At 69.4% G+C, this 21,438-nt stretch carries 22 protein-coding genes and 2 pseudogenes; 9 read left to right on the forward strand and 15 right to left on the reverse strand.

The window, feature by feature from the left end; all coding sequences use genetic code 11:
* Positions 1–8 precede the first annotated feature (8 nt).
* Both ACIBBH_RS38870 and ACIBBH_RS38875 read left to right on the forward strand, forming a co-directional pair.
* On the forward strand, positions 9–395 hold the full coding sequence (locus tag ACIBBH_RS38870; protein WP_399413119.1) for a hypothetical protein: 387 nt from the start codon (positions 9–11) through the stop codon (positions 393–395).
* Positions 396–479: 84 nt separating this feature from the next.
* Positions 480–683: a hypothetical protein gene (locus tag ACIBBH_RS38875; RefSeq protein ID WP_399413121.1), complete on the forward strand. Its 204-nt coding sequence runs from the start codon at positions 480–482 to the stop codon at positions 681–683.
* A 231-nt stretch (positions 684–914) separates the two neighbouring features.
* Here ACIBBH_RS38875 and ACIBBH_RS38880 read toward each other — a convergent pair whose 3' ends face one another.
* The 4 genes and pseudogenes from ACIBBH_RS38880 to ACIBBH_RS38895 all read right to left on the reverse strand — a co-directional run.
* Positions 915–1,982 carry a hypothetical protein gene (locus tag ACIBBH_RS38880; protein WP_399413123.1) on the reverse strand — a complete coding sequence of 356 codons (1,068 nt, stop codon included), beginning with the start codon at positions 1,980–1,982 and terminating at the stop codon, positions 915–917.
* Positions 1,983–2,476: 494 nt separating this feature from the next.
* Complete coding sequence (locus ACIBBH_RS38885) at positions 2,477–3,415, reverse strand: Ig-like domain-containing protein (protein ID WP_399413125.1); 939 nt, start codon at positions 3,413–3,415, stop codon at positions 2,477–2,479.
* A 393-nt stretch (positions 3,416–3,808) separates the two neighbouring features.
* Positions 3,809–4,657, reverse strand: coding sequence for a hypothetical protein (locus tag ACIBBH_RS38890; protein WP_399413127.1), 849 nt, complete (start codon positions 4,655–4,657; stop codon positions 3,809–3,811).
* A 196-nt stretch (positions 4,658–4,853) separates the two neighbouring features.
* Positions 4,854–5,213: pseudogene (locus ACIBBH_RS38895) on the reverse strand (transposase family protein); the annotation flags it as partial.
* A gap of 80 nt (positions 5,214–5,293) precedes the next feature.
* Here ACIBBH_RS38895 and ACIBBH_RS38900 point away from each other — a divergent pair.
* Positions 5,294–5,977: a hypothetical protein gene (locus ACIBBH_RS38900; RefSeq protein ID WP_399413129.1), complete on the forward strand. Its 684-nt coding sequence runs from the start codon at positions 5,294–5,296 to the stop codon at positions 5,975–5,977.
* Positions 5,978–6,088: 111 nt separating this feature from the next.
* Here the strand turns inward: ACIBBH_RS38900 and ACIBBH_RS38905 are convergent.
* A pseudogene (locus tag ACIBBH_RS38905) lies at positions 6,089–6,972 on the reverse strand (transposase); the annotation flags it as partial.
* 404 nt (positions 6,973–7,376) lie between these two features.
* Here ACIBBH_RS38905 and ACIBBH_RS38910 point away from each other — a divergent pair.
* Positions 7,377–8,321 (forward strand): CHRD domain-containing protein, encoded by a 945-nt coding sequence (locus ACIBBH_RS38910; RefSeq protein ID WP_399413131.1) that lies wholly within the window; start codon positions 7,377–7,379, stop codon positions 8,319–8,321.
* Between the two features lie 226 nt (positions 8,322–8,547).
* Positions 8,548–8,757 (forward strand): hypothetical protein, encoded by a 210-nt coding sequence (locus ACIBBH_RS38915; protein WP_399413133.1) that lies wholly within the window; start codon positions 8,548–8,550, stop codon positions 8,755–8,757.
* A 47-nt stretch (positions 8,758–8,804) separates the two neighbouring features.
* Here ACIBBH_RS38915 and ACIBBH_RS38920 read toward each other — a convergent pair whose 3' ends face one another.
* Positions 8,805–9,446, reverse strand: a complete 642-nt coding sequence (locus ACIBBH_RS38920) for a TetR/AcrR family transcriptional regulator (protein WP_399413135.1) — start codon at positions 9,444–9,446, stop codon at positions 8,805–8,807.
* A gap of 90 nt (positions 9,447–9,536) precedes the next feature.
* Between ACIBBH_RS38920 and ACIBBH_RS38925 the strand changes: the two genes are divergently transcribed.
* The gene (locus tag ACIBBH_RS38925; protein ID WP_399413137.1) at positions 9,537–9,887 is read left to right on the forward strand and encodes a DoxX family protein; all 351 of its coding nucleotides are present in this window, start codon (positions 9,537–9,539) and stop codon (positions 9,885–9,887) included.
* Between the two features lie 203 nt (positions 9,888–10,090).
* Here the strand turns inward: ACIBBH_RS38925 and ACIBBH_RS38930 are convergent, their stop codons facing one another.
* From ACIBBH_RS38930 to ACIBBH_RS38940, 3 genes are all read right to left on the reverse strand, one after another.
* A complete protein-coding gene (locus ACIBBH_RS38930; RefSeq protein WP_399413138.1) occupies positions 10,091–10,630 on the reverse strand; it encodes a hypothetical protein in 540 nt (179 codons plus the stop codon).
* A 64-nt stretch (positions 10,631–10,694) separates the two neighbouring features.
* Positions 10,695–11,645 (reverse strand): hypothetical protein, encoded by a 951-nt coding sequence (locus ACIBBH_RS38935; RefSeq protein ID WP_399413140.1) that lies wholly within the window; start codon positions 11,643–11,645, stop codon positions 10,695–10,697.
* A 389-nt stretch (positions 11,646–12,034) separates the two neighbouring features.
* Positions 12,035–12,703, reverse strand: a complete 669-nt coding sequence (locus ACIBBH_RS38940; RefSeq protein ID WP_399413142.1) for a TetR/AcrR family transcriptional regulator — start codon at positions 12,701–12,703, stop codon at positions 12,035–12,037.
* A 135-nt stretch (positions 12,704–12,838) separates the two neighbouring features.
* On the opposite strand from ACIBBH_RS38940, the gene ACIBBH_RS38945 reads away from it, so the two are divergent.
* Positions 12,839–15,631, forward strand: a complete 2,793-nt coding sequence (locus ACIBBH_RS38945) for an AAA family ATPase (protein WP_399413144.1) — start codon at positions 12,839–12,841, stop codon at positions 15,629–15,631.
* A gap of 105 nt (positions 15,632–15,736) precedes the next feature.
* On the opposite strand, the gene ACIBBH_RS38950 is transcribed toward ACIBBH_RS38945, so the two are convergent.
* The 3 genes from ACIBBH_RS38950 to ACIBBH_RS38960 form a co-directional block, all read right to left on the reverse strand.
* Positions 15,737–16,723, reverse strand: a complete 987-nt coding sequence (locus ACIBBH_RS38950; RefSeq protein ID WP_399413146.1) for a GNAT family N-acetyltransferase — start codon at positions 16,721–16,723, stop codon at positions 15,737–15,739.
* A 143-nt stretch (positions 16,724–16,866) separates the two neighbouring features.
* A complete protein-coding gene (locus ACIBBH_RS38955; protein ID WP_399413148.1) occupies positions 16,867–17,208 on the reverse strand; it encodes a hypothetical protein in 342 nt (113 codons plus the stop codon).
* A 340-nt stretch (positions 17,209–17,548) separates the two neighbouring features.
* Complete coding sequence (locus ACIBBH_RS38960; RefSeq protein ID WP_399413150.1) at positions 17,549–17,836, reverse strand: WhiB family transcriptional regulator; 288 nt, start codon at positions 17,834–17,836, stop codon at positions 17,549–17,551.
* A 230-nt stretch (positions 17,837–18,066) separates the two neighbouring features.
* Here ACIBBH_RS38960 and ACIBBH_RS38965 point away from each other — a divergent pair, with 230 nt between their 5' ends.
* Entirely contained in the window at positions 18,067–18,780 is a 714-nt protein-coding gene (locus ACIBBH_RS38965) for a BlaI/MecI/CopY family transcriptional regulator (RefSeq protein ID WP_399413152.1), read from the forward strand.
* Positions 18,781–18,916: 136 nt separating this feature from the next.
* Here ACIBBH_RS38965 and ACIBBH_RS38970 read toward each other — a convergent pair whose 3' ends face one another.
* Together ACIBBH_RS38970 and ACIBBH_RS38975 are read right to left on the reverse strand one after the other, a co-directional pair.
* Complete coding sequence (locus ACIBBH_RS38970) at positions 18,917–19,090, reverse strand: hypothetical protein (RefSeq protein WP_399413154.1); 174 nt, start codon at positions 19,088–19,090, stop codon at positions 18,917–18,919.
* A 51-nt stretch (positions 19,091–19,141) separates the two neighbouring features.
* Positions 19,142–19,306, reverse strand: coding sequence for a hypothetical protein (locus ACIBBH_RS38975; RefSeq protein WP_399413156.1), 165 nt, complete (start codon positions 19,304–19,306; stop codon positions 19,142–19,144).
* 449 nt (positions 19,307–19,755) lie between these two features.
* On the opposite strand from ACIBBH_RS38975, the gene ACIBBH_RS38980 reads away from it, so the two are divergent.
* Positions 19,756–20,073 carry a Tn3 family transposase gene (locus ACIBBH_RS38980; protein ID WP_399413158.1) on the forward strand — a complete coding sequence of 106 codons (318 nt, stop codon included), beginning with the start codon at positions 19,756–19,758 and terminating at the stop codon, positions 20,071–20,073.
* Here the strand turns inward: ACIBBH_RS38980 and ACIBBH_RS38985 are convergent.
* Positions 20,026–20,946 carry an MBL fold metallo-hydrolase gene (locus tag ACIBBH_RS38985; RefSeq protein WP_399413160.1) on the reverse strand — a complete coding sequence of 307 codons (921 nt, stop codon included), beginning with the start codon at positions 20,944–20,946 and terminating at the stop codon, positions 20,026–20,028. The two genes, ACIBBH_RS38980 and ACIBBH_RS38985, sit on opposite strands and share 48 nt — an antisense overlap.
* Positions 20,947–21,438 lie beyond the last annotated feature (492 nt).

Genomic DNA, 21,438 nt, shown 5'->3' on the forward strand with positions numbered 1-21,438 from the left:
AGGTTCCCATGCGTTCGACCCATCACCTCTCAGCCAAGATCGCCGCTGCCGCGCTCGTGGTCGCGGGCACCCTGATCGCTCTCCAGCCCGCCGCCTCGGCAGCCCCCGCCCAGGCCACCACGATCGCCCACACACAGTCCACCGCGGCCGTGACCGGCTCAGTGAGTATCGGCCTGTCGACGGGCGGCACGATCACCGTTCCCGGCCTCAAGCTCTCCGCCGATACCACGCTCGACACCGGTATCCAGGTATCGGCAGTCGCCACGGTGACCAACAACACCAACGTCACCCTGGTGTTCTCCGGTGGCGGCAGCGCCAGCGTCACCGTTGCGCCCGGGACCTCGGCCAGCGTCAGCGCCCTGGCCGGCGGCACGCTGAAGATCGCAGTCGCCTAGCCGGCAGATCCCTCCGTTCGGCCCGAACCCCTCGCGCGGCAGGACAGGGAAGCGGCAAGGCCTCCGAGGGGTTCCAACGAGGCCTTGCCGCAAGCCCGTATCACCGGCACGTCGCACCATCCGAAGAACCACATCGACGTCACCCTCACTGCGCACGGTGCGCCCGGCCGCATACTCCATGAGCTGAGCGCGGGCCCGCTGCAGAACGCTCGCCGCTCCACCGGCGTCGACTGGGCCAGCGAGGTACGACTGCGCGTCGCTCGGCACAAGCCACACCGCGCGCAGTGAGCCCGCGGTAGAAGCGTGCGGCGATCTTCAGCCGGGACAGGGTGCGTTCCATTCGGGTTCGGCACGGCGATTACGGCGTCTTCCCTCTCCCCGCGCGTGCGGGGAGCAGCACGGCGACCTGCCCGTGGAGACCCAACGGGTGCCCCCCCTTTACGCCGGGCGGTGCATTCCGCACAGCCCGCCCATGGTGACGGGGGTCGCTTCATGACCGCTTTCACGCGCTCGGCGTGATCAGAGCTCGTCCTCTGGGAAGTCCTGGTCGGCGAGGTCGCTATCGGAGAAGTCGGCATCGCTCGTCCCCGGGCCGACGAAGAAGTCCTCCATGAATTCGTGCAGGTCCAGCTTCGTGGCACCGGCCGGGGCGGTGGGCCTGGTGCCCTCACCCATCCGCAGGGTCAGGACCAGCTTCTTGACCTTGGCGTTCTCGGCCAACTTGGCGAGGTCCACGTCGACCTCGGCCAGCTCACCGTTCTTGAGCGTGAAGTCCGCCGTCACCTTGGTGTCGGGGGCGTCCTTCAGGTCCTTGTCCGTCGGCAGCTCCATGCCGGGCGGCATCTCCTTCGCCAGCGGACGGATCTCGCCGAACAGCTCGGTGATCAGCGTGCGGAAGGGGGCCGTGGCGGTGATGTGCTCGGTGCCGTCCCCGCCGTCGGCTGTCTTGAAACTCACCTCGCGGGCGACGACCTCGCGGAGGGCCTTCACGAGTTTCTTCTGCGTCTTGGCGTCGAGGGACGGGTCGGGCGCGGGACTGCCCTGGGCCCCCTGGCCCTCGCCGGCGGCCTTCTCCATCTCCTTGGTGTCGAACTTGACCCACTTGCCCTCGATGACGTCCTTGAACGCCCCGGCCTCCGGAGGCAGGTCTTCAACGGCCGGTACCGGGCTGCCCATCATCTTGCCGATGGTGTCGACGTCGGCACGGACATAGGCGTAGTTGCCGATCAACCGGTACTCGGCGAGGTCGCCGTCCGGGCTGCTGATCTTCATGGCCATGCCGATGAAGTCCTTCTCACCAGACTCGTCGATCGGCTTCTTCGACTGCACGGTGACAGTGATCTTCGCGCCGCTGATCAGCTCGGCGGCGTCATCCGGGATTTCCTCGCCGGGCGCAGGCTCGGACTTGGCGTCCAGCGCCTTCAGGGACGTGACGTCGGTGTCCAGGTCGAGCTCGAAGGAGAGGGTGCTCTTCTTGCCGAGCTTCTCGAAGGCCCGGTCCAGCTTCTTGCCGGCGGAGAGCTGCTCCACCGTTCCGCAGGCGGCAGAGCCCGCGAGGACGGCACCGACGACGGCGGTGGCGGTCAAGGTCTTGCGTATGGCGCTGATGATGGTCTCCTCGTGAATCCGATCACGGCGTGATCGACCAGAAGACTCACAACCTGCCCACGAGGTTGCCCTGTCCGGCTTGCGATGTCGGAACAAATGTATGGCAGCCGCAGCGTGAGCCACTGCCATGCCCACCTGGGCACCTGGTGGCCCCATCAGCATGCGGTCGGATGGCTGCCCACGGTCCTGGAAAACTTTCTTCGTGGCCCCGGCGGTCGCACGGTTCGACCAAGGGCGCATACCCGCAGCACTGGTCGCCGTGCTGCTCCTGGCCAGCCGCGCCGGGAGCAGGCGTGGCGACCCGGGGCGACGGTGCTCGTGGGGGAGTTCTGTGCGCTGTTCGCGACCTCGGCCAGCGGTGGGACGAGTGGGGTGTGCCGGAGGGCCGTTTCCGATCGGCCCGAAGGGCGTGTACGACGGTGGCCTCGCGGTCGGCATCCTCGAGTGCTGACTGGCGCCGCCACCGCAGCACATCACAGCGGCCCGGTGGTCCCCTTCCCGGACGCGCTGCCCGCCAGCCACTGGCCCCATCCCAGGTTGAAGTCGGCGTAGCCGTTGTCGGCCGCGGCCTTGGCACGGGGCGAGCCGGTGACGGTGACGGGGTCACCCTGCTTGACCTGGCCGTAGAACCACTTGGCGTCCGACATGGACAGGTGGACGCAGCCGTGCGATCCGCGGGCGCTGCCGCTGCCCGGAGTGGGGTCGCCGGTCGAGTAGTGCACGTACGTGCCGGACTGGGTCAGGTGGACGTCCCACGGCAGCGTCAGATCGTAGTAGTTGGGGCTGCCCTTGTCGCAGCTGATGCCCACGCTGCAGGAGGTCATATGGACCTTCTCCTGCTTGTCGATGACGGCCATCGTGCCGTTCCACGTCGGATACTCGGCGCTGCCCGCGTTGATCGACAGGGTGCGTACGGCCTTGCCGTTCCGGGTCACCTTCATGGTGTGGCCGGTCACCGAGACATCAGCGCGCACGTCGTCGCCGATCTTGAAGTCGTGCGCGTAGCGGCGCACGCCGTAGCGTCCGTTGCCGTTGTTGACGCCCCTCATATCGACGTCGATCTTCACCTTCGTGCCGGAGGGCCAGTACTCCTCCGGCCGCCAGTCGGCGCGCTTGTCGCCGAACCAGTGCCAGGCACCGACCACCGGCTGCGAGGCGCTCACCTTCATGTGTTTCTCCACGGTGGCCCGTGCCTTTGCTGCCACCGGGTCCGTGAAGACCACCGAGATCGGCATGGCCACGCCGACCGTGGTTCCCGTCTGTGGGGTGATCGTCTCCAGCAGCATCGGCGGGCCCGCGGGCTTCGTCGGTGACGCAGAGGCGCCCACGCTCGGCTTGCCCGACGCCTTCGGGTCGTCCCCCCTCGCCTTGTCACTGCCGCCCCCACCGCAGGCACTCGCGCCCACCAGCATTGCTCCCGTGACAAGTGCGATCCCTATGCCGCTCTTGCGCCGCCGTCCCAAGACCTGCCCCGCTCTCTCGCTCCCCGGCCCTGACGAGCCCGGCTCCCTGTCAGACAGCGAGAGCGCGTGCCGCAGTTGCGTGCGTCGCGTAAAGCCTGTCTCAAAACTCGGCGCATCGCCGGACCGGGGACGACGAAGGGCGCGACATCGTCGCCTCCACGGGCCGCGTGAGACGCCGTGTGGTGGATCGTTTCAGCCGACGCGGGGGCGCTTCACCGAACAGTCGCCCCTTCCCAGCGCCATCCTACGGGGTCCGGCAGTCGCGCCCCCCGCGCCGACGGCTCCGCCGAACGCCTTGCCGCCTCCCGGCCGGGACCGCCTGCCCCCGAGCCGTCATTCTCGCTACGGGCGTTCCGGAAACAGCCCGGACGACTCCTCCGGCTCGCAGACGCCTTCCGTCCAGCTCACCCCGAGAGTCTCCGCGAGCCGCTCCAGCGCCCGTGGGCTGCGGCCATACGCGGTCAGTTCCCAGTCTCCCCACCCGGTGTCGTGCGCGACAAGCACGTCCGGTCCGCCGAAGTGTTCGGTACGTGAGCCCAGCTCACGCCACGGCAGCAGACCTGTGGGACGCAGCCGTGTACGCAGCCGCTCCTCGGTATCGCCAGTCAGCCCGTTGAGGCAGGCGGTCCAGCCGAGGGAGGCGGGCAGCCGGTGCACGGCCAGGTGCAGGAAGAACTCGGAGACCGAGTGGCTCTGCGGTTGCCAGCCGTCTTCACCGTCGTCGTCATGGGCGGCGACCAGCACCGGTGGGTCGGCCAGAGCGCTGCGGGCCGCCGGGTAACCCCACTCGTTGCAGTACTGATTCTCGGCCATGAACACACAGACCCGCAGGTCCTCGTCCGGCCTGACGAAAGCATTCTTCCGGGGCAGCCCTTCGGAGCCACCGTAACCCGACGGGTCGGGGCGGACGGTGGGCGGCCACTCCGGGTTGGTCCAGTACAGCCGTGGCCGGTCCACGAAGGAGTTGTACGGCAGGTCCCACCATTCGGCGAGCGCGGCAGGGACCGGCAGCGCCGGGTCCACACCCCCCGACGGCTCCTCGTCCGGGTCGTCCGCCGCCGGCGGTCGGCCGCTGGGCCGGTACCCCCACTCCTCCTGGAACTCGCGCAGCAACTCCCAGCGCGCCGTGGTCCCTCCCCGGCGCGCTCGCTCCAAGCGGTCGGCGAACAGTGCGTAGTCGATCTCTGTCACGGCCCGATGGTACGGAGCGCACACAGACACCCCAGAAGCAACCCCCCGGGGCTCTGTGCGCAACTCAACGCCCTATTGATCCCGAATGGTTTGGGTTCTGGGTCGTTGGTGTTGTGTGAGCGATCGGGTGGGGGACGCGCGGCATCACCCCCGACGCGGTTACACCACCACAGAGGACATGACCCACCCACTGCGTGGCGACGGCATGGTCCCGGGTCGGGACCAGGGTGCCGTCCACGATGAGGACGGTGTTCTTGGCGAACCGCTTGCGGGGTTGGAGCGCGAACATCGGCCCGAGGTGATCGATGACGCGGTCCGCCGACGACTTGGACACCCCGAACAGCGGGGCGAGCTGACGCATCGTCAAGTTTGTTCGCCAGTATGCCGCGACCAGCAGCGCCCGGTCCTCCAGCGGAATGCCCCACGGTCGGCCCTTGCGGACCGCATCCGCACCCTCGCGCCGCAGCAGTCCCACCAGCTTGCCGAACAAGCGAGGGCTCAGCCCGGTGAACGGGGCTATCCAAGACGGCTCCGACGCCGTGATCACACCAGCCACATCAAGACCATCTCATCCGCGACCAGCTGTCACAGGACAGCTATTAGGCTGAGCGGATCTTCGAACGCAATACGAGGAGGATGCGGACGGTGCTGCCTGCTTACACGGTCGAGGTTGGAACCGAACCGTTGGTCCGTCCGGCGCGGAACTCGGTGGGCGGCTGGCCCTTCCTCGACCAGGCCCAGGACTGGCCCGAGTGCTTCTGTGGTGAGCGGATGGCTCTGTTCTTCCAGTTCGACATCCCCTGGGACCTGGAGCCTTTCGGCGGAGACCACCTCCTCGTCTTTCACTGCCGTTCGCACAACGACGCGTCCGACCCCCAGTTTGCTGATGGCCGACTCGTACCGAAGTACTGGGACGCTCCGCAGCCGCCCTACCCGGCTCCGTTCTGGCGTGTACTGATTCAGAGCCGCGCGGCGCTGCCGGACCCGGAAGCCGAACCGTCCTTGTGCGCGCTGCCGCTGGCTCTGCGGCCCTTCGTGGATACCCCCCACGAGGGCGCCGGGGCCCAGACTTTCAAGGTGGGCGGTACCCCCTCCTGGGCGCAGGATCCCGAGTACTACAGGTGCGCGTGCGGCGCGGACTTGGTGTATGTCTGCCAGGTTCCTGAGGGTATGGACTTCGCTGTCCACCCCGGCCAGCCAGAACAGCCCTACAGCGTCAGGGCCGACACCTACTGGCTGTTCCTGGGCAACGAGGTCTACCTGCTGGCGTGCCCGGCCCGCTGCGATCCGGCGGCCATCTGGCCGGTCAACCAGCACTGACGCGTCAGCATCACCGCCCCTGCCCCACCCCAGCGGTGCCCAGAAACCACCACAGCGAGCAGGCAGCCACCGCTCCGGAGATCATTTACGGGACAGCACTTAGCTTGATCTTTAACCTGTGCGGCGGGGCCGGGGAAGAGCCGACTTCTTCGTTTGTCGTTTCGTTGAATGCGTCGTGCGGGATGTGTGCACGTCGTGGCGTGGAGTGGGCTGGGTGTTCTTGCGGCCTGGTGGCCGTCCGGGGCCGGGGCGGGAGGGTTTCGGTGCTCTGGCCGGGCAGGCGGCCTTGGGGCGGATGTGTCGAAAGTCCCGGCGGACCCGAGCGGGAGTGAGCCTGTCCGGGGAAACCGGCCTTTCCCACGGTCGGCGCCGGTCGGCTGCCAGTGGCCGGGCGAGGCGCAGTTGGGTGTAGGCGGTGAGGATCAGCCAGGTCCACCGGTCCGCGGCCTGGGGGGTGCGGATCTTCGGGGTTGTCCAGCCGAGGGTCTGTTTGTACAGGCGGAAGGTGTGCTCGATGTCGAAGCGCCGCAGGTAGGCCTGCCACAGGCGATCGGTGTCAGCCGGGGTGGCGCCGGTGCCCGACCAGCACAGCCAGACCGGCTTGGGTGTTGCGCCGCTGGGCAGGTGGTCGATGTCCAGGCGGATCACGGTGCCCTCGACGATGGGGAGGGTGCCATCGGCCGCGGCCCAGGAGGAGCGGTGGGTGAGCCTGGGGTGAGCCGGTCCCAGGAGCGGGCGGTGGCGGTGCCGTAAAGGCGCGTGTCGGTGACGGTCTCGGTGTCCGGGGTGCCCCAGGTGCCGGGTTGGCCGAAGACGAACTCGCCGCCGTGCCGGGGCGGCCGCCCCGTCGTGCCCGGCTTGCGGCGCGGAACGGCCCTGCAGAGAACGCGGTCCGAGCGCATCCGGGCCAGCACCTGCACGGGCAGGTCCTGCAGCAGGAAGGCCAGGCGGGGTGCGTCGTATCCGGCGTCCGCGACGATGAGGACGTCCGGGTCGTCGCACCTCCTTCACCGCCACCGCGCGACGCCCGGGCGACCGGCCCAGATACACCTGGCCCATGCCTCCGGCCCCCAGCCGGGCCACGATCCGGTACCGGCCCACCCGTCGCGGATCGCCCGTCGTCAACTCCTCGAACGCAGCCACCCCGGCGCCTCCCCTCCTCACGCCGCGACCTTCGGAACGTGCCGAAGCGTACTCATCCGCCCTGACCTCGGCGGCAGTTGGGCCTTCGTGACGAGGCGGCTCGTCGCCCACGCGGCCACCGAGCCCGCGCTCCAGCGGCAGCCGGTGCGACGCACATCACACACCTGGACTGAGTCCAACCCAAGATTGCGTCCGTACCCATGCCCAGAAGCTGACGCAGGGGGCGTCGGCTCACATAGGGGGAGACAAGAGAATCATGGCTACGAACGCGACGTTCGCTGCACGCCGCAAGAGCCTCACCGTCGCCGCAGTCGCGGTGGCCGCCGCCGGTTGTATCGCCGGTACGGCCATCCCGGCCCAGGCCACCACGGGCCACGCCGGCAGGGCCGCCACCATCCTCGCCGCAAGCCTGCGGGGCGCCAACGAGGTACCCGTCGCCGGCGGGCCCGCCGTCGGGGACAAGGACGGCGCCGCGCTCGAGTTCCTCAAGGTCCAGGGCAACAAGGTGTCCGTCGCCGTGGCCTGGCGCCACACCGGCAAGCCGACCTCGCTCCACATCCACCAGGGCGCCAAGGGCACCAACGGCGGTGTCAAGATCGACTTCGGCAAGCTGCTGGACAAGGCCACGGGCCACACCGTCACCGGCACCGTGAAGGTGAACGACACGGCCCTGCTCAAGAAGCTCACCACCGACCCCGGTTCCTTCTACGCCAACCTGCACACCGCCGAGTTCCCGGGCGGCGCCGTCCGCGGCCAGCTCCACAACGTGAACACGGCCGTCAAGTTCGGCCACGCGGCGCACAGCTTCCAGGCGTCCGTGGTCAGGGGCGAGCAGATCTACGAGTGCAAGCCGGCCGCCGACGGCGGTTACTCCTTCACCCAGCGGGACGTCAGTGCCCTGCTCGGCGGCAACATCCGGCACTCCTTCGTCAAGCCCAACTCCGGCACCCCGCAGTGGGTCGCGCCGGACGGCAGCGCCGTCACAGGTGCCCTGATCAGCAAGACGCCCAACGGCGACGGCAACATCCCCGAGCTCGACCTCAAGGCCACCCGGTCGGGCAAGCACCACGGACTGCTCGCCAGGACCCCGGAGATCCTGCGGCTGAACACCGTCGGCGGAGTCGCTCCGACCGGCTCGTGCGCTCCGGGCACGATCGTCGGCGTCCCCTACCAGGCCGACTACGTCTTCGTGCAACGTTGACCCGGACCGGGAGCTGCCGCGGCGGCGTCTCCCCACACCCCTTCCGGGCCGGGGGAGGCGCCGTCCTCGTGTGGCGCCCGGCGGCGCCACTCCCCCGGACGCGGCCAATTATCTTGATCCGAGCGGGTGAGCGATGGCCGGGACCGCCTCGGCGTGGCGGCCCGGCTTCTGCACACCAACGACTGTTTCACTTGCTAAGCGTTCAGCCAGTTTCTACTCCGCGTGTATGGACGACGCCACGACGGAAGTACCTGACGCACCTCACGACAACGTCCCGGGTGGCCACCACCTCCCCCGCGTCGCGCCGTTGCAGGAGGACCGCTGGGACGCGCGGTTCCGCGGGCTTCTGACCACCGCTCCGCGGCACCCGGGAGGCGGGGTGCCCAACATCACGGGCCGGCAGCTGGTGGTGGACGGCGGCCTGAGTGCGGTCTGACCGCGGTTGCGCAGCCATCCGGCCGGTGCCCGGGCAGACTCCCGCAGTCAGCTCCGGCCGCCGGCGTCAGCCGGTCCTCCGGTCCGGAGTGAGTGCCAGCAGCACCATGTCGTGGGCCGCGCGGCCGATCTCCTCCAGGCGTGCGCGCGAGGATTCCAGCTGGTACTGGAGCAGTACGCCGCGCGCCAGGCTCTCCAGAAGGAATGCCTGCGCGCGGGGGTCCAGTCGGGGCGGACGCTGCCGTCGGCGGCGCCACGCCGGATGTCGTCCTCCAGGCCGGTGCGGACCAGGTCGAGTTGGCCGCCCAGGGACCCCTTGGCGGTGTCCCCCTGGCTGCCGACCGCCTCGACGAGCAGCACCAGCAGCGCACGTGCCCGGACACTGGGGCCCGGCTCGGCCAGACGTGAGAAGTACTGCTCCAGCTTGGCCAGCACGGCCTCGAGCCCAGTCATCCGGTGGTATCCGGGGAGCGCCCGGAGACGGTCGACAAAGACCTCGCGGATGTCGTTGATGACCGCCTCGACGAGACCCGCCTTGGACTCGAAGTGGTAGTTGACCATGCCCCGGCTGACCCCGGCGCGATCACCGACCTTCTTCACCGTGAGGCCGCGGAAGCCCTCCTCGGCGAGGATCCCCAGCGCCGCGTCGATCAGTCTGCGCCGGGAGGCCTCCCTCTGGTCATCGCGCATCGTCGGGAGGGGGCCGGTCGTTGTCGTGGGATCGGTCATCGCCCCAGCAGTATCCCATCCGCGACTGCCCCACTGCTCGAGAGGCGATCTGTGGACGTCCTGCGCAACATCCTGGCTGTAGCCATCGGCCCGATATTCGTCTTCACGGGAGGGATCAAGATCTACGGGCTGCGCCGGTCCCTGCAGTACCGCGACCACTTCGGCATGTCGCCCTCGTTGTGGCGGGCGATCGGCGCGCTGGAGGCCGCGGGCGGCTTGGGGCTGCTTGGAGGGCTGGCGGTCCGGCCGCTTGGCATCGCGGCCGGCGCGGGACTGTGCGCGTTGATGTTCGGCGCCGTGCTGACGCACCTGCGGGCCAGGGATCCGCTCGCCGTGGTGGCCTCTGCCTCGGGCGTTCTCCTGCTCGCCTCGACGTCCCTCGTGTGCGGCATCGCTGCGTGACCCCCGCGAACCGGAACGGCTGCGGTGGGGAAATACCCAGCCGCGCCCTGGCGCCCAGGCCGCGTAAGTAAGCGGCTGCGTCGGCGTGGTGGTGGGCGCCGTCGGCCTGGTCCTGGTGGCGGCGCCGTGCGAAATCGCCCTCCCCCGCGGCTGTCCTCCTGGCCACGTGACCTGTCCGCCAACGAAGCGCACTCCCACGCCGGTCATGACTGGCTGTTGAGAAATCCGATCGTCACGGCCCCCCACCACCCGAGTTGGGAGAGAACGGCCGAGATCACTCCACGCACGAGCAGCCGCCGCGGGGGCCGTGCGCCTCCCCGACCGACCAGGGTGCGGTGCAGAGCTTGCGCGTGCACTCCGTTGAGCGCGATCAGGAGAACGAGTACCAGCTTGACCCGTGTGAGAGGTGCCCGTGGGTCGGGATCGAGGGCGATACCGCTCAGCACCAGGCCGGCCAGGCCAGTCCAAATGGGCACGTGCAGCGGGCCGGCGAACTCCAGTGCCTGACGCAGACTCCGCCTCCCCAGCAGCCACAGCATGCCGTAGTAGTCGATGGTCAGCACCGAGCCCAGTCCGATGACCAGCGCCCCCAGATGCAGGAACAGCGCGACCATGTGCACCGCTGAGCCGGCCTCCACCTGTGACGCCGCCCACACGCTGCCCGCCCATGCCAGGCTGATGAGCACATCGGCGGCGATGAGCGTCCAGCCGTGCAGGGGTCTGCCGGGCCGACCCGGATTCATGCGATCACCTCCGTGGTAAGGCGGTGGGGCGGCATCCCCGCGCCCCACCGCCTGCCGAGGCGGATCAGTTCCGGGCCACCCAGCCGGCCATGATCCCCATGACGTCGTCGTGCGAGTGCCCGTCGATTTCGTACCTGCTGGTGATCCGCAGGACATCCCCTCGGTGGATCGCGCCGAGGGAATCACCGCCGCAGGGCGGCATGTCCGAGATCTCGGTGTGTCCATGGAGGTCGATGAACTCGGGGCTGCCGCCTTCCTCCGCCACGATGTTGCACAGGAGCTTGCCGGTGGTGAGGTTCTCGGTCCGCACTGAGTGACCGCCATGGTGGAGATGACCGCGCATGTGCACCAGCGTCCCGGAGATCGTGGATCGCCACCGCCGGGTCTTTTCACTGACTCCCTCGGGAGCGTCGTACGTGCTGCCGAGGCATCCGCCCGCGTCCATCCAGATCGGTGTCACCGGCTTGAGTCGCGAACCAGTGACGGATTCATGGGTGTACGTCACCGAGATGTAGACCGTCTTGTTCTGTGGGGCGTGGTTCATCAGGTCATAGAGCATGTTCCACCGCTCGCCCCTGCCGACCTTGATGCCGTATCCGGAGGGCAGGGTGCTCTCCACCCGCTCGTTGCCGGAGGCGAATATTCGCTGCGGGCCGTTGCACACGACATCGTTCTTCCAGTGATTGCCCATCACCATGTGGTGCAACATGGGCCCGGTGTTGACATTGGCGTTCGACCCGTCCGCGTACACGAGATTGGGCTTGAATCCGGTGATGAAGCAGTCGTCGCACGGCTTCTGGACGTTCAGGGAGAGTCGGTTGCCCGTCTCCCCGTGGTCGTGCCCGGACGCGGCCGGGATGGTGAACGGCCCGTATCGTACGGTCGTGACCTGCGGGCCGCGGTGCTGCCGCCCTGTGTCAGGGGCGGGAGCGGCTGCGGAGACGGCCGCGGGCATGGCGCCGGCCGCCAGTGCCGCGGCGACGACGGCGGTCAGCGCGAGTTTTCGCTGAAGCATGTTCTCCTCCATTGCCGGAAAGAAGTTCTTCGGAATCGGCCGATGCGCAAGGAAATTGGACGCGGTTCGCCTCGCCGCGCAATGGCGGGAGCGTCGGTAGACCCGATCGACATCGCGAAGGCAGGCGATGTAGTTATCTGGACAGGAACGTATGACGGTCAACGCCTCAAGAGCGGACAGCGCATATCGAGGGGGTCCCCCTCACCGATAGTTGCCTCGCTTGACTGACCGTAGAGTGACGTGCGGACTTTCCACTGTCAACCGGTCCCGGCTGCGGCAGAAACAGGGAAATTCCCGCTGAGTTGCTGACCAGCGCCTACTCGGGATACTCGCCCCTCGGGCCGGCGCAACACCGGTGACTTCACCGATTCGCGCAGTGCGTCGGTGACTCAGTCGCTGCTCCGCCACGAAAGGCGCCCGGCCGAGCGCCGGCCGGCGGTCGCGGTGCGGACGGTGGCCGAGGCCAGCCCGGTGAAGATCCTGCGCACCAACGCGGTCCACGCCTTGCGGTCCGGGCCCTCGAAGTTGGAGGCGGTGAGTACGTCAACCCCGAGGGACACGCACAGCACCAGGCGGGCGCAGGCGGCGGCGTCGACCTCGGGGGTGAGCGAGCCGTCCTGTTGGGCGAGTTCGACCAGTTCCGTCACCTTGGTCTCCGCCCTGCGCAAGGCAGCGTGGACCCTGCGGGCGACCTCGTCGTCCCGCCGCGCGGCGGTGAGCGCCTCACTGACCAGAGGCGCCCACGTTCGCCGACGGGGGTCGGAGAGGTCGGTGGTGATCATCTCGAGCAGGTCGGTGGAGGCCGCCCCGCGGTCGAGTGCCTCAACCAGCTTGCGCGCGGCAGCTGCCAGACCACGGTCGACCGCCTCGGCAAGAAGGTCGGCCTTGTTCCGGAAGTTGCCGTAGATCGCGCCGGTGGAGAGCCCGGCACGACGGGCTATGTCCTGTACCCGCGCACGGTCGTAACCCTGCTCGCCGAATTCGTGAACGGCTGCCTCGATCAGCCGGTCACGGATCAGGGCACCGGACTGCCTTGAGAGGGAATCAGGCTCTGCCACGACCCAAGCGTAGCCGCGCAGGGAGGGTCCAAGGGGCCCTCGCAGAACACCACTTCGCGTGGCGCCACTATTGCGCTCACGGTCGAGAATAGTCATTATTCTCGACCTGAGGCGTCGAGTCGGGAGGCGTGCGTCATGACGTACGGCACCGAGCAACCCCCCATCATCGGCAGACAGGCCGAGCGCCGGCAGCTCGCGGCGGCGGTGGAAGCCTGCCGCGGAGCGGACGGCGGCGCCCTGCTCCTGACCGGTGACCACGGGATCGGCAAGACCGCGCTGCTCCGGTACGCGTCCCACCTGGCCCAGGACTTCCGCGCTGTCAGGGCCGACGGGGTACCGGCGGAACAGAACCTGGTGTACGGGGCGGTGCAGCGGCTGGTCAGGCCGCTGGTCCCCGACATCCCTCAACTGCCCCCGCAGTCCCGTGAGGTGCTGGAGCGGCTGCTGCTCGGGCACGTCCCCTCGCCCGGGGAGCGATCGCTCATCGGCGTCGCCGTGCTGGCCCTCCTGGCGAGGGCGAGCGGCCACAGTCCGGTGCTGGTCGGTGTCGACGATCTGCACTGGGTCGACGCCGAGTCCCGTTACACCCTCGGCTTCGTGGCCCGCAGGATCAGCACCGAGCGGGTCCTGATCCTGGCCGGGACGGAGAGCGACGGGTGCGCCGCCGTGTCGGGAGTGCCAGTACTCCGTCTGGCTGGTCTGAGCGACCAGGACTGCCTGCGGCTCATCGCACGGACCCGGTCTTCTCCGGTGGCGCCCCCGGTTCGGGAGGTGCTCCTCCATGCGGCGGGCGGCAATCCCCTGATTCTGCTGGAGTTACTGCGGACGCTCACACCCGCGGAGCTGAGCCAGGTGTCCCGGCTGCCCGATCCCCTGCCACTGGCACCTCGCCTGGCCCGCCTCCGGCTCGCCGAATTCCGCCGACTTCCCGGCGACTGCCGGAGGTTGCTGTTGCTGCTGGCCGCGGAACCGGGCCTGGACCCCCTGACACTCTTCCGTGTCGCCCAACGGACGGGCATCGAGCCGTCGGCCCTGAAATCGGCCGAGGCCGCAGGCCTGCTCACCATCTCGAGGACCGTGATCTCCTTCCGGCACGACGACCTTGGCCAGGCCGTCTACCAGGGATCCGATCTCGCCGAGCGGCACTGGGCGCACGACATGCTGGCGCGAGCGTTCGCCGACACGCACGACGATCGTCGTTGCTGGCACGAGGCTGCCCTGTTGTCGGAGGCCAACGCCGAACTGGCCGACGAGCTGGAACGTCAGGCTGCACGCGCCGGTCGGCACGGCAGCCCGGCAAAGGCAGCGGCGCTCATGGAACGTTCGGCCCAGCTGACCCACGAGGACGGCCACCGGGGAAACCGCCTGGTCGCCGCGGCCGACTGCAGCAGGCGCGCCGGACAGCCGCGGCGCGCAGCCCGGCTGCTGGAACGCGCGGAGACCCTGGTCGGTGAGGACCGGCCGTCCTTACGGGGGCACATCGCATACCTGAAAGGCGTGATCTCCCTCCAACACGCCGCAGCGCCGGATGCCTACGACGGACTCCTGACCGCCGCCGACCTACTGGCCGGTGACAACGCATCGCTGGCCATCAAGGCGCTGGTGGCAGCGGGGGAGGCGGGCCTGTACGCGGGAAACGCGGCCTTGTCCGTGCAGGCCGGCCGCCGCGCGCTGGCGGTGCTCAACAGCCCGGCGCGGGAGGATCAGCCGTCGAGCCGATTGGCCGCCGATGTTCTGCTCGCGGTCGCCGATTCTCTGCAAGGACGGCTCGCGGCCGCGGTGCCCCGGTTACGCGAGCGCCTCGGCACGGCGACGCAGGTCGACGATCCGCTCCTGCTCGCATGGGCGTCGCACGGTGCGCTGTTCATCGCCGACGATGCCCGCGCGCGTGCGCTGGCCACCCGAGCGGTGACGCTGGCACGCACGGCAGGGGACACACCCACGATGGCGCACGCCATGCAGTACCTCTCGTATCCGGAATGCTGGCTGAGCGGACCGGAAGCCGCGACGGTCACCGCCACCGAGGCACTGCGGCTCGCCCGCGAAACGGGCCAGCTCAGCTGCGTCCGCAATCTGATGGCGATACTGATGCTCGCTGCCGGGATCACCGGAGACTCGGGGGCCTGCGGGCAGTACGCGGACCGCGTCGTCGGAGAAGCACAGGCGCACGGCCTGGGCCTCGCCTCCGCCCTTGGCCTGTGGGGCCTGGCCCACCTGGATCTCGCCTCCGGAAACTGGGCCGAGGCGGCTGCCAAGCTGCGCCGAGTCGCCCGGACGAGGCTCGGACATCCCGGTGTCGCAATCGAGGCCGTGCCCAGCTACGTGGAGGCCGCGGTCCGAGCCGGGGACCGGCCGCGGGCGGAGCGCGCCGCGGCGACTTTCGCCCCTTGGGCGGAGGCGATCGGCCGTGGGTGGCCGACCGCGCTGGCGGCTCGGTGCCGCGCGCTGCTGGAAACCGGCGACACAGAGGAACACTTCCGGTGCGCTCTGCGTCTGCACCCGATCGGCGATCGTGAACTGGAACTGGCCCGCACGGGCCTGCTTTACGGCGAGTACCTCAACCGCGAGCGCCGGCGCTCGGACGCCCGCGCCCAGCTCCGGGAGGCGGCCGACATCTTTCGCAGGCATGGAGCGCGGCTGTGGCTCGACCGGACCCGGGCCGAGCTGCGCGCCACCGGGGACGACTGGGACCCCGCGGAGAACGAGTGCCCCGCTCTTGAAGTCCAGTCCGGAACACTCACCTCCCGTCAGCACCAGATCGTCCGGCTGGTCGCCCAAGGCGCGACCAACAAGGAGGTGGCAGCCCGGCTGTACCTGAGCCCACGCACCGTCGACTATCACCTGCGCCGCATCTTCGAGCGCCTGGGTATCACCTCGCGTGCCGACCTGATCCGCCGGTGCGCAGGCGGCACCGGTTCCGGCACGTGATCCGCGGTTGGCCGCCGCCATGCCGAAGGCCGTCACCCGCCCGACGCGGACCGCCGGGCGTCGATGCCGCCGGGCCCCGCCGCACAGCGCCCTGAACTTGATCGATTAGGGCGGCCCGGCGCAGGCGAGCCCATGGAGTCCGAGGCCCAGCAGTACGCCCCGTACTTCCGTGAACCCGACGCCCAGGGACCCGACCCGGCGCTCCACGAACTGCATGGCGGGATGCGGCTCTTCCTCCCGCCCGGACTGCACCGCCTCGTACACAACGCCGGCGGTGACGCCGTCATACGTGCCGACATGTTGCTCAACCACATCGGCTACGGGAACCTGCCGCACGACTCGGCGTGGAGCACCACCGAAGCCGAGGCTTTCGAGGACCTCGCCCATGAGGCGGTTTTCGACGCGGAGGAACGGCGGCCGGAACACGTGACTTTCCGGATCCTGCCGCTGGCAGACGGGGAACTGCCGGTGTACGACGCCAGGGCCTCGTGGGCACGCTTCGTCAACTCGCCGGGGACCGACGTGCAGGCGGCAGGAATGTCCTGGAGGTCGCCGGGCAGGCCGGGCGGTTGCCGACCGGGGCGGTGCAGTGCGGGGGGTCGTCCAGGTGGCGCCGTGGGAGGCCTTGTAAGAGCGCTGGCCGTCCTCGCCTGTCGTGCGGCCGAGGTCCAGTGCCGTGTACCCCTCCTCGGTCAGGTCGTCGCACAGGAAGTGCAGCTGCGCATGCCCCGGTGACAGGTCGCGGTGGGCGACGTCCACGGCAGTGATCAAGGAGTACGCACGGGTGCCCCTGGCCAGGCACAGCTGGGGGGCCACGGGCCGGGCGTCCAGGGTCAGCGTGGCGATGAAGGCGATGCCGGCGCATTCTTTGAGGACGTCTCGCCAGGGCAGGTTGAGGTCCGGTGCGTGAGGGGTGGGGATCCGCAGGGCGTTGCGTCGTTGGTGCAGGTCATCCAGCGCATCGAAGGCGGCGAGGAGTTCGGTGCGGGTGCCGGTTCGGCGGTATCCGACCCGGTCTCCCAGGGCCTGCACGGTCCGGCGGCGGCGAGTGTGCTCCCGCCGCGTCGACCGGGACAGGGCCGCCAGCTCCACGGGCAGGGGACGGTGGCGTACAGGGTCTGGGAGTCGGGATCGCCCCACCGGCTGTGCGCCGCCTGCCGGGCCAGGAGGGAGCTGTCCGGCAGGTCGGCTACCACCACGTCGTATGAGGCCGGGCAGCCGGTGGACAAGTGTGCTCACCGCCTCCGCGCTCTCGCCCACGGGCCGGATCTGCTCGGACGCGGGCCAGGCCAGCGGGGTGATCCGGGTGCGTCCGCCGCGGGTGAGCTCCCGGACCAGCGCAGGGCAGCGACGGGCTGCTCTTCGTCCAGGATCGCCAGGACCAACAGCTCGCAGCCGACGGGCAGTTGCCGGGCCCACGCCAGCAGCCAGGCCGGATCCTGGTACGCCGTCGCGGCAAAGTCCTGCGCGACCAGGCCGGGCCAGGCCCGGGCGAGGAAATCCAGCGCCGCTCCCCCGCTGTACTCACGGCTTCGGAAGCGGCCGGCCCTCCGGCAGTCGCCGTCGTGTGCCCTCATGCACAACAGGACAGCCCCTGCAGGAGGTGGCGAGGTCCGGCTGCCCAGTCCGTTCCCCCCTGGCGGGAACCGATGCTTCACAATCGGCCGCAGCGGTCCGCAGTACGGATGTGCCGGTCCGCCGGCAGCTTGGTGACTTTCGCGTCGACTTCAAAACCTGCGCGCTGATGGCCGCCATGGCGCGAGGCGGGTCAGACGGCAGTGGACGCGCTGGGGCGGGCTACAGCCCACCGCGCGACGGTGGGTAGTGCGTGTACGGACGGAGGGGGTCGTGTGGCTGCGCAGGCGGCCGCGGTGGGGGAAGGACTCACCGGCGGAAAGGGGCGCCCCCGGGGGGAAGTCAGCGGGCAGGCGACCGCTCGTACGCCTGACGAGCGTCCTCCAGAACCGTCCGCCAGGAGACAACGTCTGGTCGGCGGCGCAGCAAGGCCCGGCGCTCGCGGTCGGTCATGCCACCCCACACGCCGAACTCGATGCGATGGTCGAGTGCTTCGGCCAGACACTCCGTGCGCACCACACACCCCGTGCACACCTTCTTCGCCCGGTTCTGCTCGGCGCCTTGGGCGAAGAGCTCGTCGGGGTCGGTGCTCCGGCAGGCCGCGAGCTCAACCCATTGCGCGCTGGTCATGGCTCCCCCTCAACTTCCCTCAGCGACCCTACGCCGCCCACCGAACACCACGCTCATGGGGTCCAGTCTGCTCAACGCCGTGGGAAGCAAAGACCTGGACCAGCCCGCATGGTGAAGCCATCACTGGTGTGTTCTCGTACGGGTGCGTTCGGGCGGGACATCAGCCATGTGCAGCTGAGATGGGTAGCATCCGGCGCAACACACCACGGATCCAAGGAGCGTGAACTGCCGTGGCCGACAAGCCCGACACCATCCAGGAGCGGTACGCCTCTCAGATTGCCGCCGACCTCGAGAAGATCCTCTCCGAACAACAAGAGCTCCAGGCGCGCTTGGACCGGCTCAGGGCGGAGGAGGAGTGGCTGCGCGGCGTGCTGGGCTCTCTGCCTGACGCTCAGGTCCAAGAGGACTCCGCCGGCGCGGCGCAGTCGTCCGCCCAGGCACCGGCCGCACAGGAGGAAGCGCCGGTCCCGCAGCCGCGGCAGGAAGAAGCAGATCCTGCCATGCAGACGGCCCGCACCAGGAAGGGCACGGCGAAGAAGACCGTCAAGGCTCCGGCGAAGAAGACCACGGCCAAGGACCCGGCGAAGAAGAGCGCGCAGAAGGCGGCCGTCAAGAAGACCGCAGCCAGGAGCGGCGAGCCCCCTCTGGGCGACCTCCTTTTGCTCATCCTGGCCAAGCAGCCCGGCGAGCCGCGCACCGCCGGCGAGGTCGTCAGCGCCTTGGAGCAGACGTTTCCCGAGCGCGCTCGTGACATCAACACGGTGCGCAACACACTGGAGCGGCTCGTCGCCAAGAGCCGTGTCGAGCGGACGAAGCAGGGAAGCACCGTGTATTACACCGCGCTCCAGCAGGCTGGTGCCGCTGACACAACGGCGTCCGCAGCGGCCGAGTCGGCTGACACCCCGGCGAGCGAAGAGGGAGAGAAGGTCGGGGTGGGGTCCTGACGCCGCGGCGCTGAGGTGCGGCTGGACGGCAATGTCACGTGTTTCGGGACTGGAGCGTCGGCGGTGAGGGCGCATCCTGATTCCGATACGTGAAGCGGCTCTCGGCGATGGCTGCGGCAGAGAAAGCCTGGTGGCGTCAGGCGGCGCGGACGGGTTGCGGTGTCGTCCCGTGCTGCGTGTGCCGCTGCTGCTCGGCCGCAGGGTCGTCGCTGTGCGGGGAGCCGGCCGCGGGCGTGGGTGTCTGGATGCGCTCGCCGGGAGCCCGGTCGCGTTGCGCCTGCCGCTGCTCCCTGTGAAGAAGCCGTCGCATGCGAAGCCGTGTCCAGCTCAGTTCCCGGGCCACCAGCGCTTCGGCGTCGGGTTACATGCCGAGCAGAGCGCGGGCGGCCTGCCCGTGCCACACGCCGGGTGGCACCCCCGGGACGGCGGAGGACACCGTCAGTGCGCTGCCCTGGGCACCGTCACCGAGGGCGATGTTGCGCCGGTAGTAGCGCTCCCGCCCCGCTGTGATCCCCTTCGCCGCCATCCCCACGACGCCAGACGATCACTGCGGAACAGGGTGATGCGGGCGCTGCACGGCGCGGCGCCCCGAACCTCCCAGGGCCCGAGAAAGAACCTTCGAACGCGTCCCGCCGGGAGGGAAATCGGCCCTCGAGCCCGGTGGCGCGTCAAATGTGCCAGAGGTGCCCGGCAACCGACCTGTCAGCGACCGGCGGCCACACACCGCTCGGCCCTCACCGCCCCAGACCACCACCCACACCCAGAGCACCCACGCACCACCGGCACCCGCGACCAACGACCCAGTACTGTCCCCGTGACCAGGATCCGCCCCTCCTCGGGGCCCCCTCCCCGCCCGGTGCCCTGGCTGTCCCGCGAGCAGGACCGGGCGCAGTGACGGGCGTGCTACGGCCTGGGACGCGGACGGCTCGCGCATAGTCCCGGCTCAAGAGCTGTTCATCGTCCGAGGTCGCGGCGATGATCGAGGGACTGCTGCGGCACTGCACGGACGCCGAGATCGAGTCCAACTACGTGGACACGCACGGCGCCAGCGTCGTCGGGTTCGCCTTCACTGAACTGCTGAACTTCCGTCTGCTGCCTCGGCTGAAGAACATCGGCAGTATCCGCCTGTACCACCCCGACGACTCCCCGGCCGGCTGGCCGACGCTCAGCGCCTCGCTGACCCGGCCAATCCGCTGGGAACTGATTGAGCAGCAGTACGACCAGATGGTCAAGCACCCCACCTGTTCACGGGAGGTCGGCGAGCGGAGCGCTGGGTTGCCAGGAGACGGGTAGGACGACGTCGACGCCGTCACGGCGGGCCAGGGGCAGGAGACGGCTCATGGTGGTGTCGAGGTCGTCGAGCAGGTAGGGCATGGGGCGCAGTGGCCGGTCCAGGCCGAGGAAGAAGTCGTCCCAGTGCACCAGGATGACCCGCCTGGCCCCGGTCGCGGCCACGACCTCGTCCCAGTAGGTGTGAAGGAACTCGACGGGCTGTTTGCCCAGCATGCCGACGCCCAGGTAGATGACGTCGGCGCGGTGACCGCGCAGCGCGCCGGGCCGGTAGTTGGCGCTGGCCTGCAGCAGCACGCGGCCGTGCGGGTGGGTGACGAGCACGGAATAGGCGGTGCCGGTCTTCCAGGCGCCGGCGCGGGCCGGCGGGACCAACGGCTGGTCGACGCTACCGGGGTAGTGGTCGCCCGGGCTGTGCACGGAGTCCAGGAAGGTCAGCGTGAAGTCGCCGTAGGTGGCGCTGTCGCCGTCGCCGACCACCCGCAGGGACGACTCGGGGACCCCCAGGCCGCGCCCGATGTTGGCGGTGGAATCCGACCCGACCAGTTCGGCGCCGGTCTCCAGCGCCCACACCGGTGCGTCGAGGGCGTGGTCGTAGTGGGAATGCGTGCACACCACAGCGGCGAGGGTGTCCACCCGCAGCCGCTCGATGGCGGCACGGACCAGCGCGCGGTCCGGGGCGATCCTGCCCATGCCCACGCGCAGCATCCCCGGGCGCGTGACGAACCCGTCACTGAGCACCGAGGTCTGCCCGTCCGACAGCAGCACCGAACTGGTGCCCAGGAAGTGAGCGCTCAGCCCCTCACCGTGTGCTGCGGCGCTCTGCTGGTAAGACAGGTAGGGCCGCAGACTCGGGCGGCCGATCGGCACCTTCATACGAGCATCCTCGGACCCCGGAGACGGGAGTACCACCTCACGACGTCGTGTGCCCCCTCACAGAACGGAACCCCTCACCAGAACGGAAGCTCACGTCTTGCTCAGGAAAGAGGCGGAACTCGGCAGTCCGGCGCTCGGCGCTGGCATGATCCCGTCAGTCGCGAGCGAGGAGCCGATCGCGGCGCGATGTCTGTCGTTGGGAGGGCTGACATGTCCCGCCGGACTTTGGCAGGGCTGAGCATCGCGTGTGCCGCGTTGCTCGTTCCGCTCGCCGGTTGCACCTCGGGTCATTCCGAAGCCGAGAAGCCTTCGCAGTCCGGGCGTTCGGCAGCGGTGTGTGCGACATCCCGCGAGTTCCCCTGAGCCCTGCTGAGCCCTTGTCTCTGTGGCCAGGGTGTTCTGTCCCCTTGGGGGTGTCCTTCGAGCTGGTGACGTAACTTCAGGATTCTTGAAGCATTCTCACTTTGTCCGATCGATCTGTGATCGGGGTGA

This window comes from Streptomyces sp. NPDC051636 (assembly GCF_044453765.1).
Classification (GTDB): Bacteria; Actinomycetota; Actinomycetes; order Streptomycetales; family Streptomycetaceae; genus Streptomyces.

Bases quoted from the DNA above. Each gene is read 5' to 3' on its own strand.
- ACIBBH_RS38985 (WP_399413160.1), bottom strand. From the start codon at position 20,946: ATGAAGGTGCCGATCGGCCGCCCGAGTCTGCGGCCCTACCTGTCTTAC.
- ACIBBH_RS38970 (WP_399413154.1), bottom strand. From the start codon at position 19,090: ATGCGACGGCTTCTTCACAGGGAGCAGCGGCAGGCGCAACGCGACCGG.
- ACIBBH_RS38975 (WP_399413156.1), bottom strand. From the start codon at position 19,306: ATGGCGGCGAAGGGGATCACAGCGGGGCGGGAGCGCTACTACCGGCGC.
- ACIBBH_RS38955 (WP_399413148.1), bottom strand. From the start codon at position 17,208: ATGAGGGCACACGACGGCGACTGCCGGAGGGCCGGCCGCTTCCGAAGC.
- ACIBBH_RS38885 (WP_399413125.1), bottom strand. From the start codon at position 3,415: ATGCTGGTGGGCGCGAGTGCCTGCGGTGGGGGCGGCAGTGACAAGGCG.
- ACIBBH_RS38935 (WP_399413140.1), bottom strand. From the start codon at position 11,645: ATGCTTCAGCGAAAACTCGCGCTGACCGCCGTCGTCGCCGCGGCACTG.
- ACIBBH_RS38915 (WP_399413133.1), top strand. From the start codon at position 8,548: ATGGACGACGCCACGACGGAAGTACCTGACGCACCTCACGACAACGTC.
- ACIBBH_RS38910 (WP_399413131.1), top strand. From the start codon at position 7,377: ATGGCTACGAACGCGACGTTCGCTGCACGCCGCAAGAGCCTCACCGTC.
- ACIBBH_RS38980 (WP_399413158.1), top strand. From the start codon at position 19,756: ATGATCGAGGGACTGCTGCGGCACTGCACGGACGCCGAGATCGAGTCC.
- ACIBBH_RS38960 (WP_399413150.1), bottom strand. From the start codon at position 17,836: ATGACCAGCGCGCAATGGGTTGAGCTCGCGGCCTGCCGGAGCACCGAC.
- ACIBBH_RS38930 (WP_399413138.1), bottom strand. From the start codon at position 10,630: ATGAATCCGGGTCGGCCCGGCAGACCCCTGCACGGCTGGACGCTCATC.
- ACIBBH_RS38945 (WP_399413144.1), top strand. From the start codon at position 12,839: ATGACGTACGGCACCGAGCAACCCCCCATCATCGGCAGACAGGCCGAG.
- ACIBBH_RS38900 (WP_399413129.1), top strand. From the start codon at position 5,294: ATGCGGACGGTGCTGCCTGCTTACACGGTCGAGGTTGGAACCGAACCG.
- ACIBBH_RS38920 (WP_399413135.1), bottom strand. From the start codon at position 9,446: ATGCGCGATGACCAGAGGGAGGCCTCCCGGCGCAGACTGATCGACGCG.
- ACIBBH_RS38870 (WP_399413119.1), top strand. From the start codon at position 9: ATGCGTTCGACCCATCACCTCTCAGCCAAGATCGCCGCTGCCGCGCTC.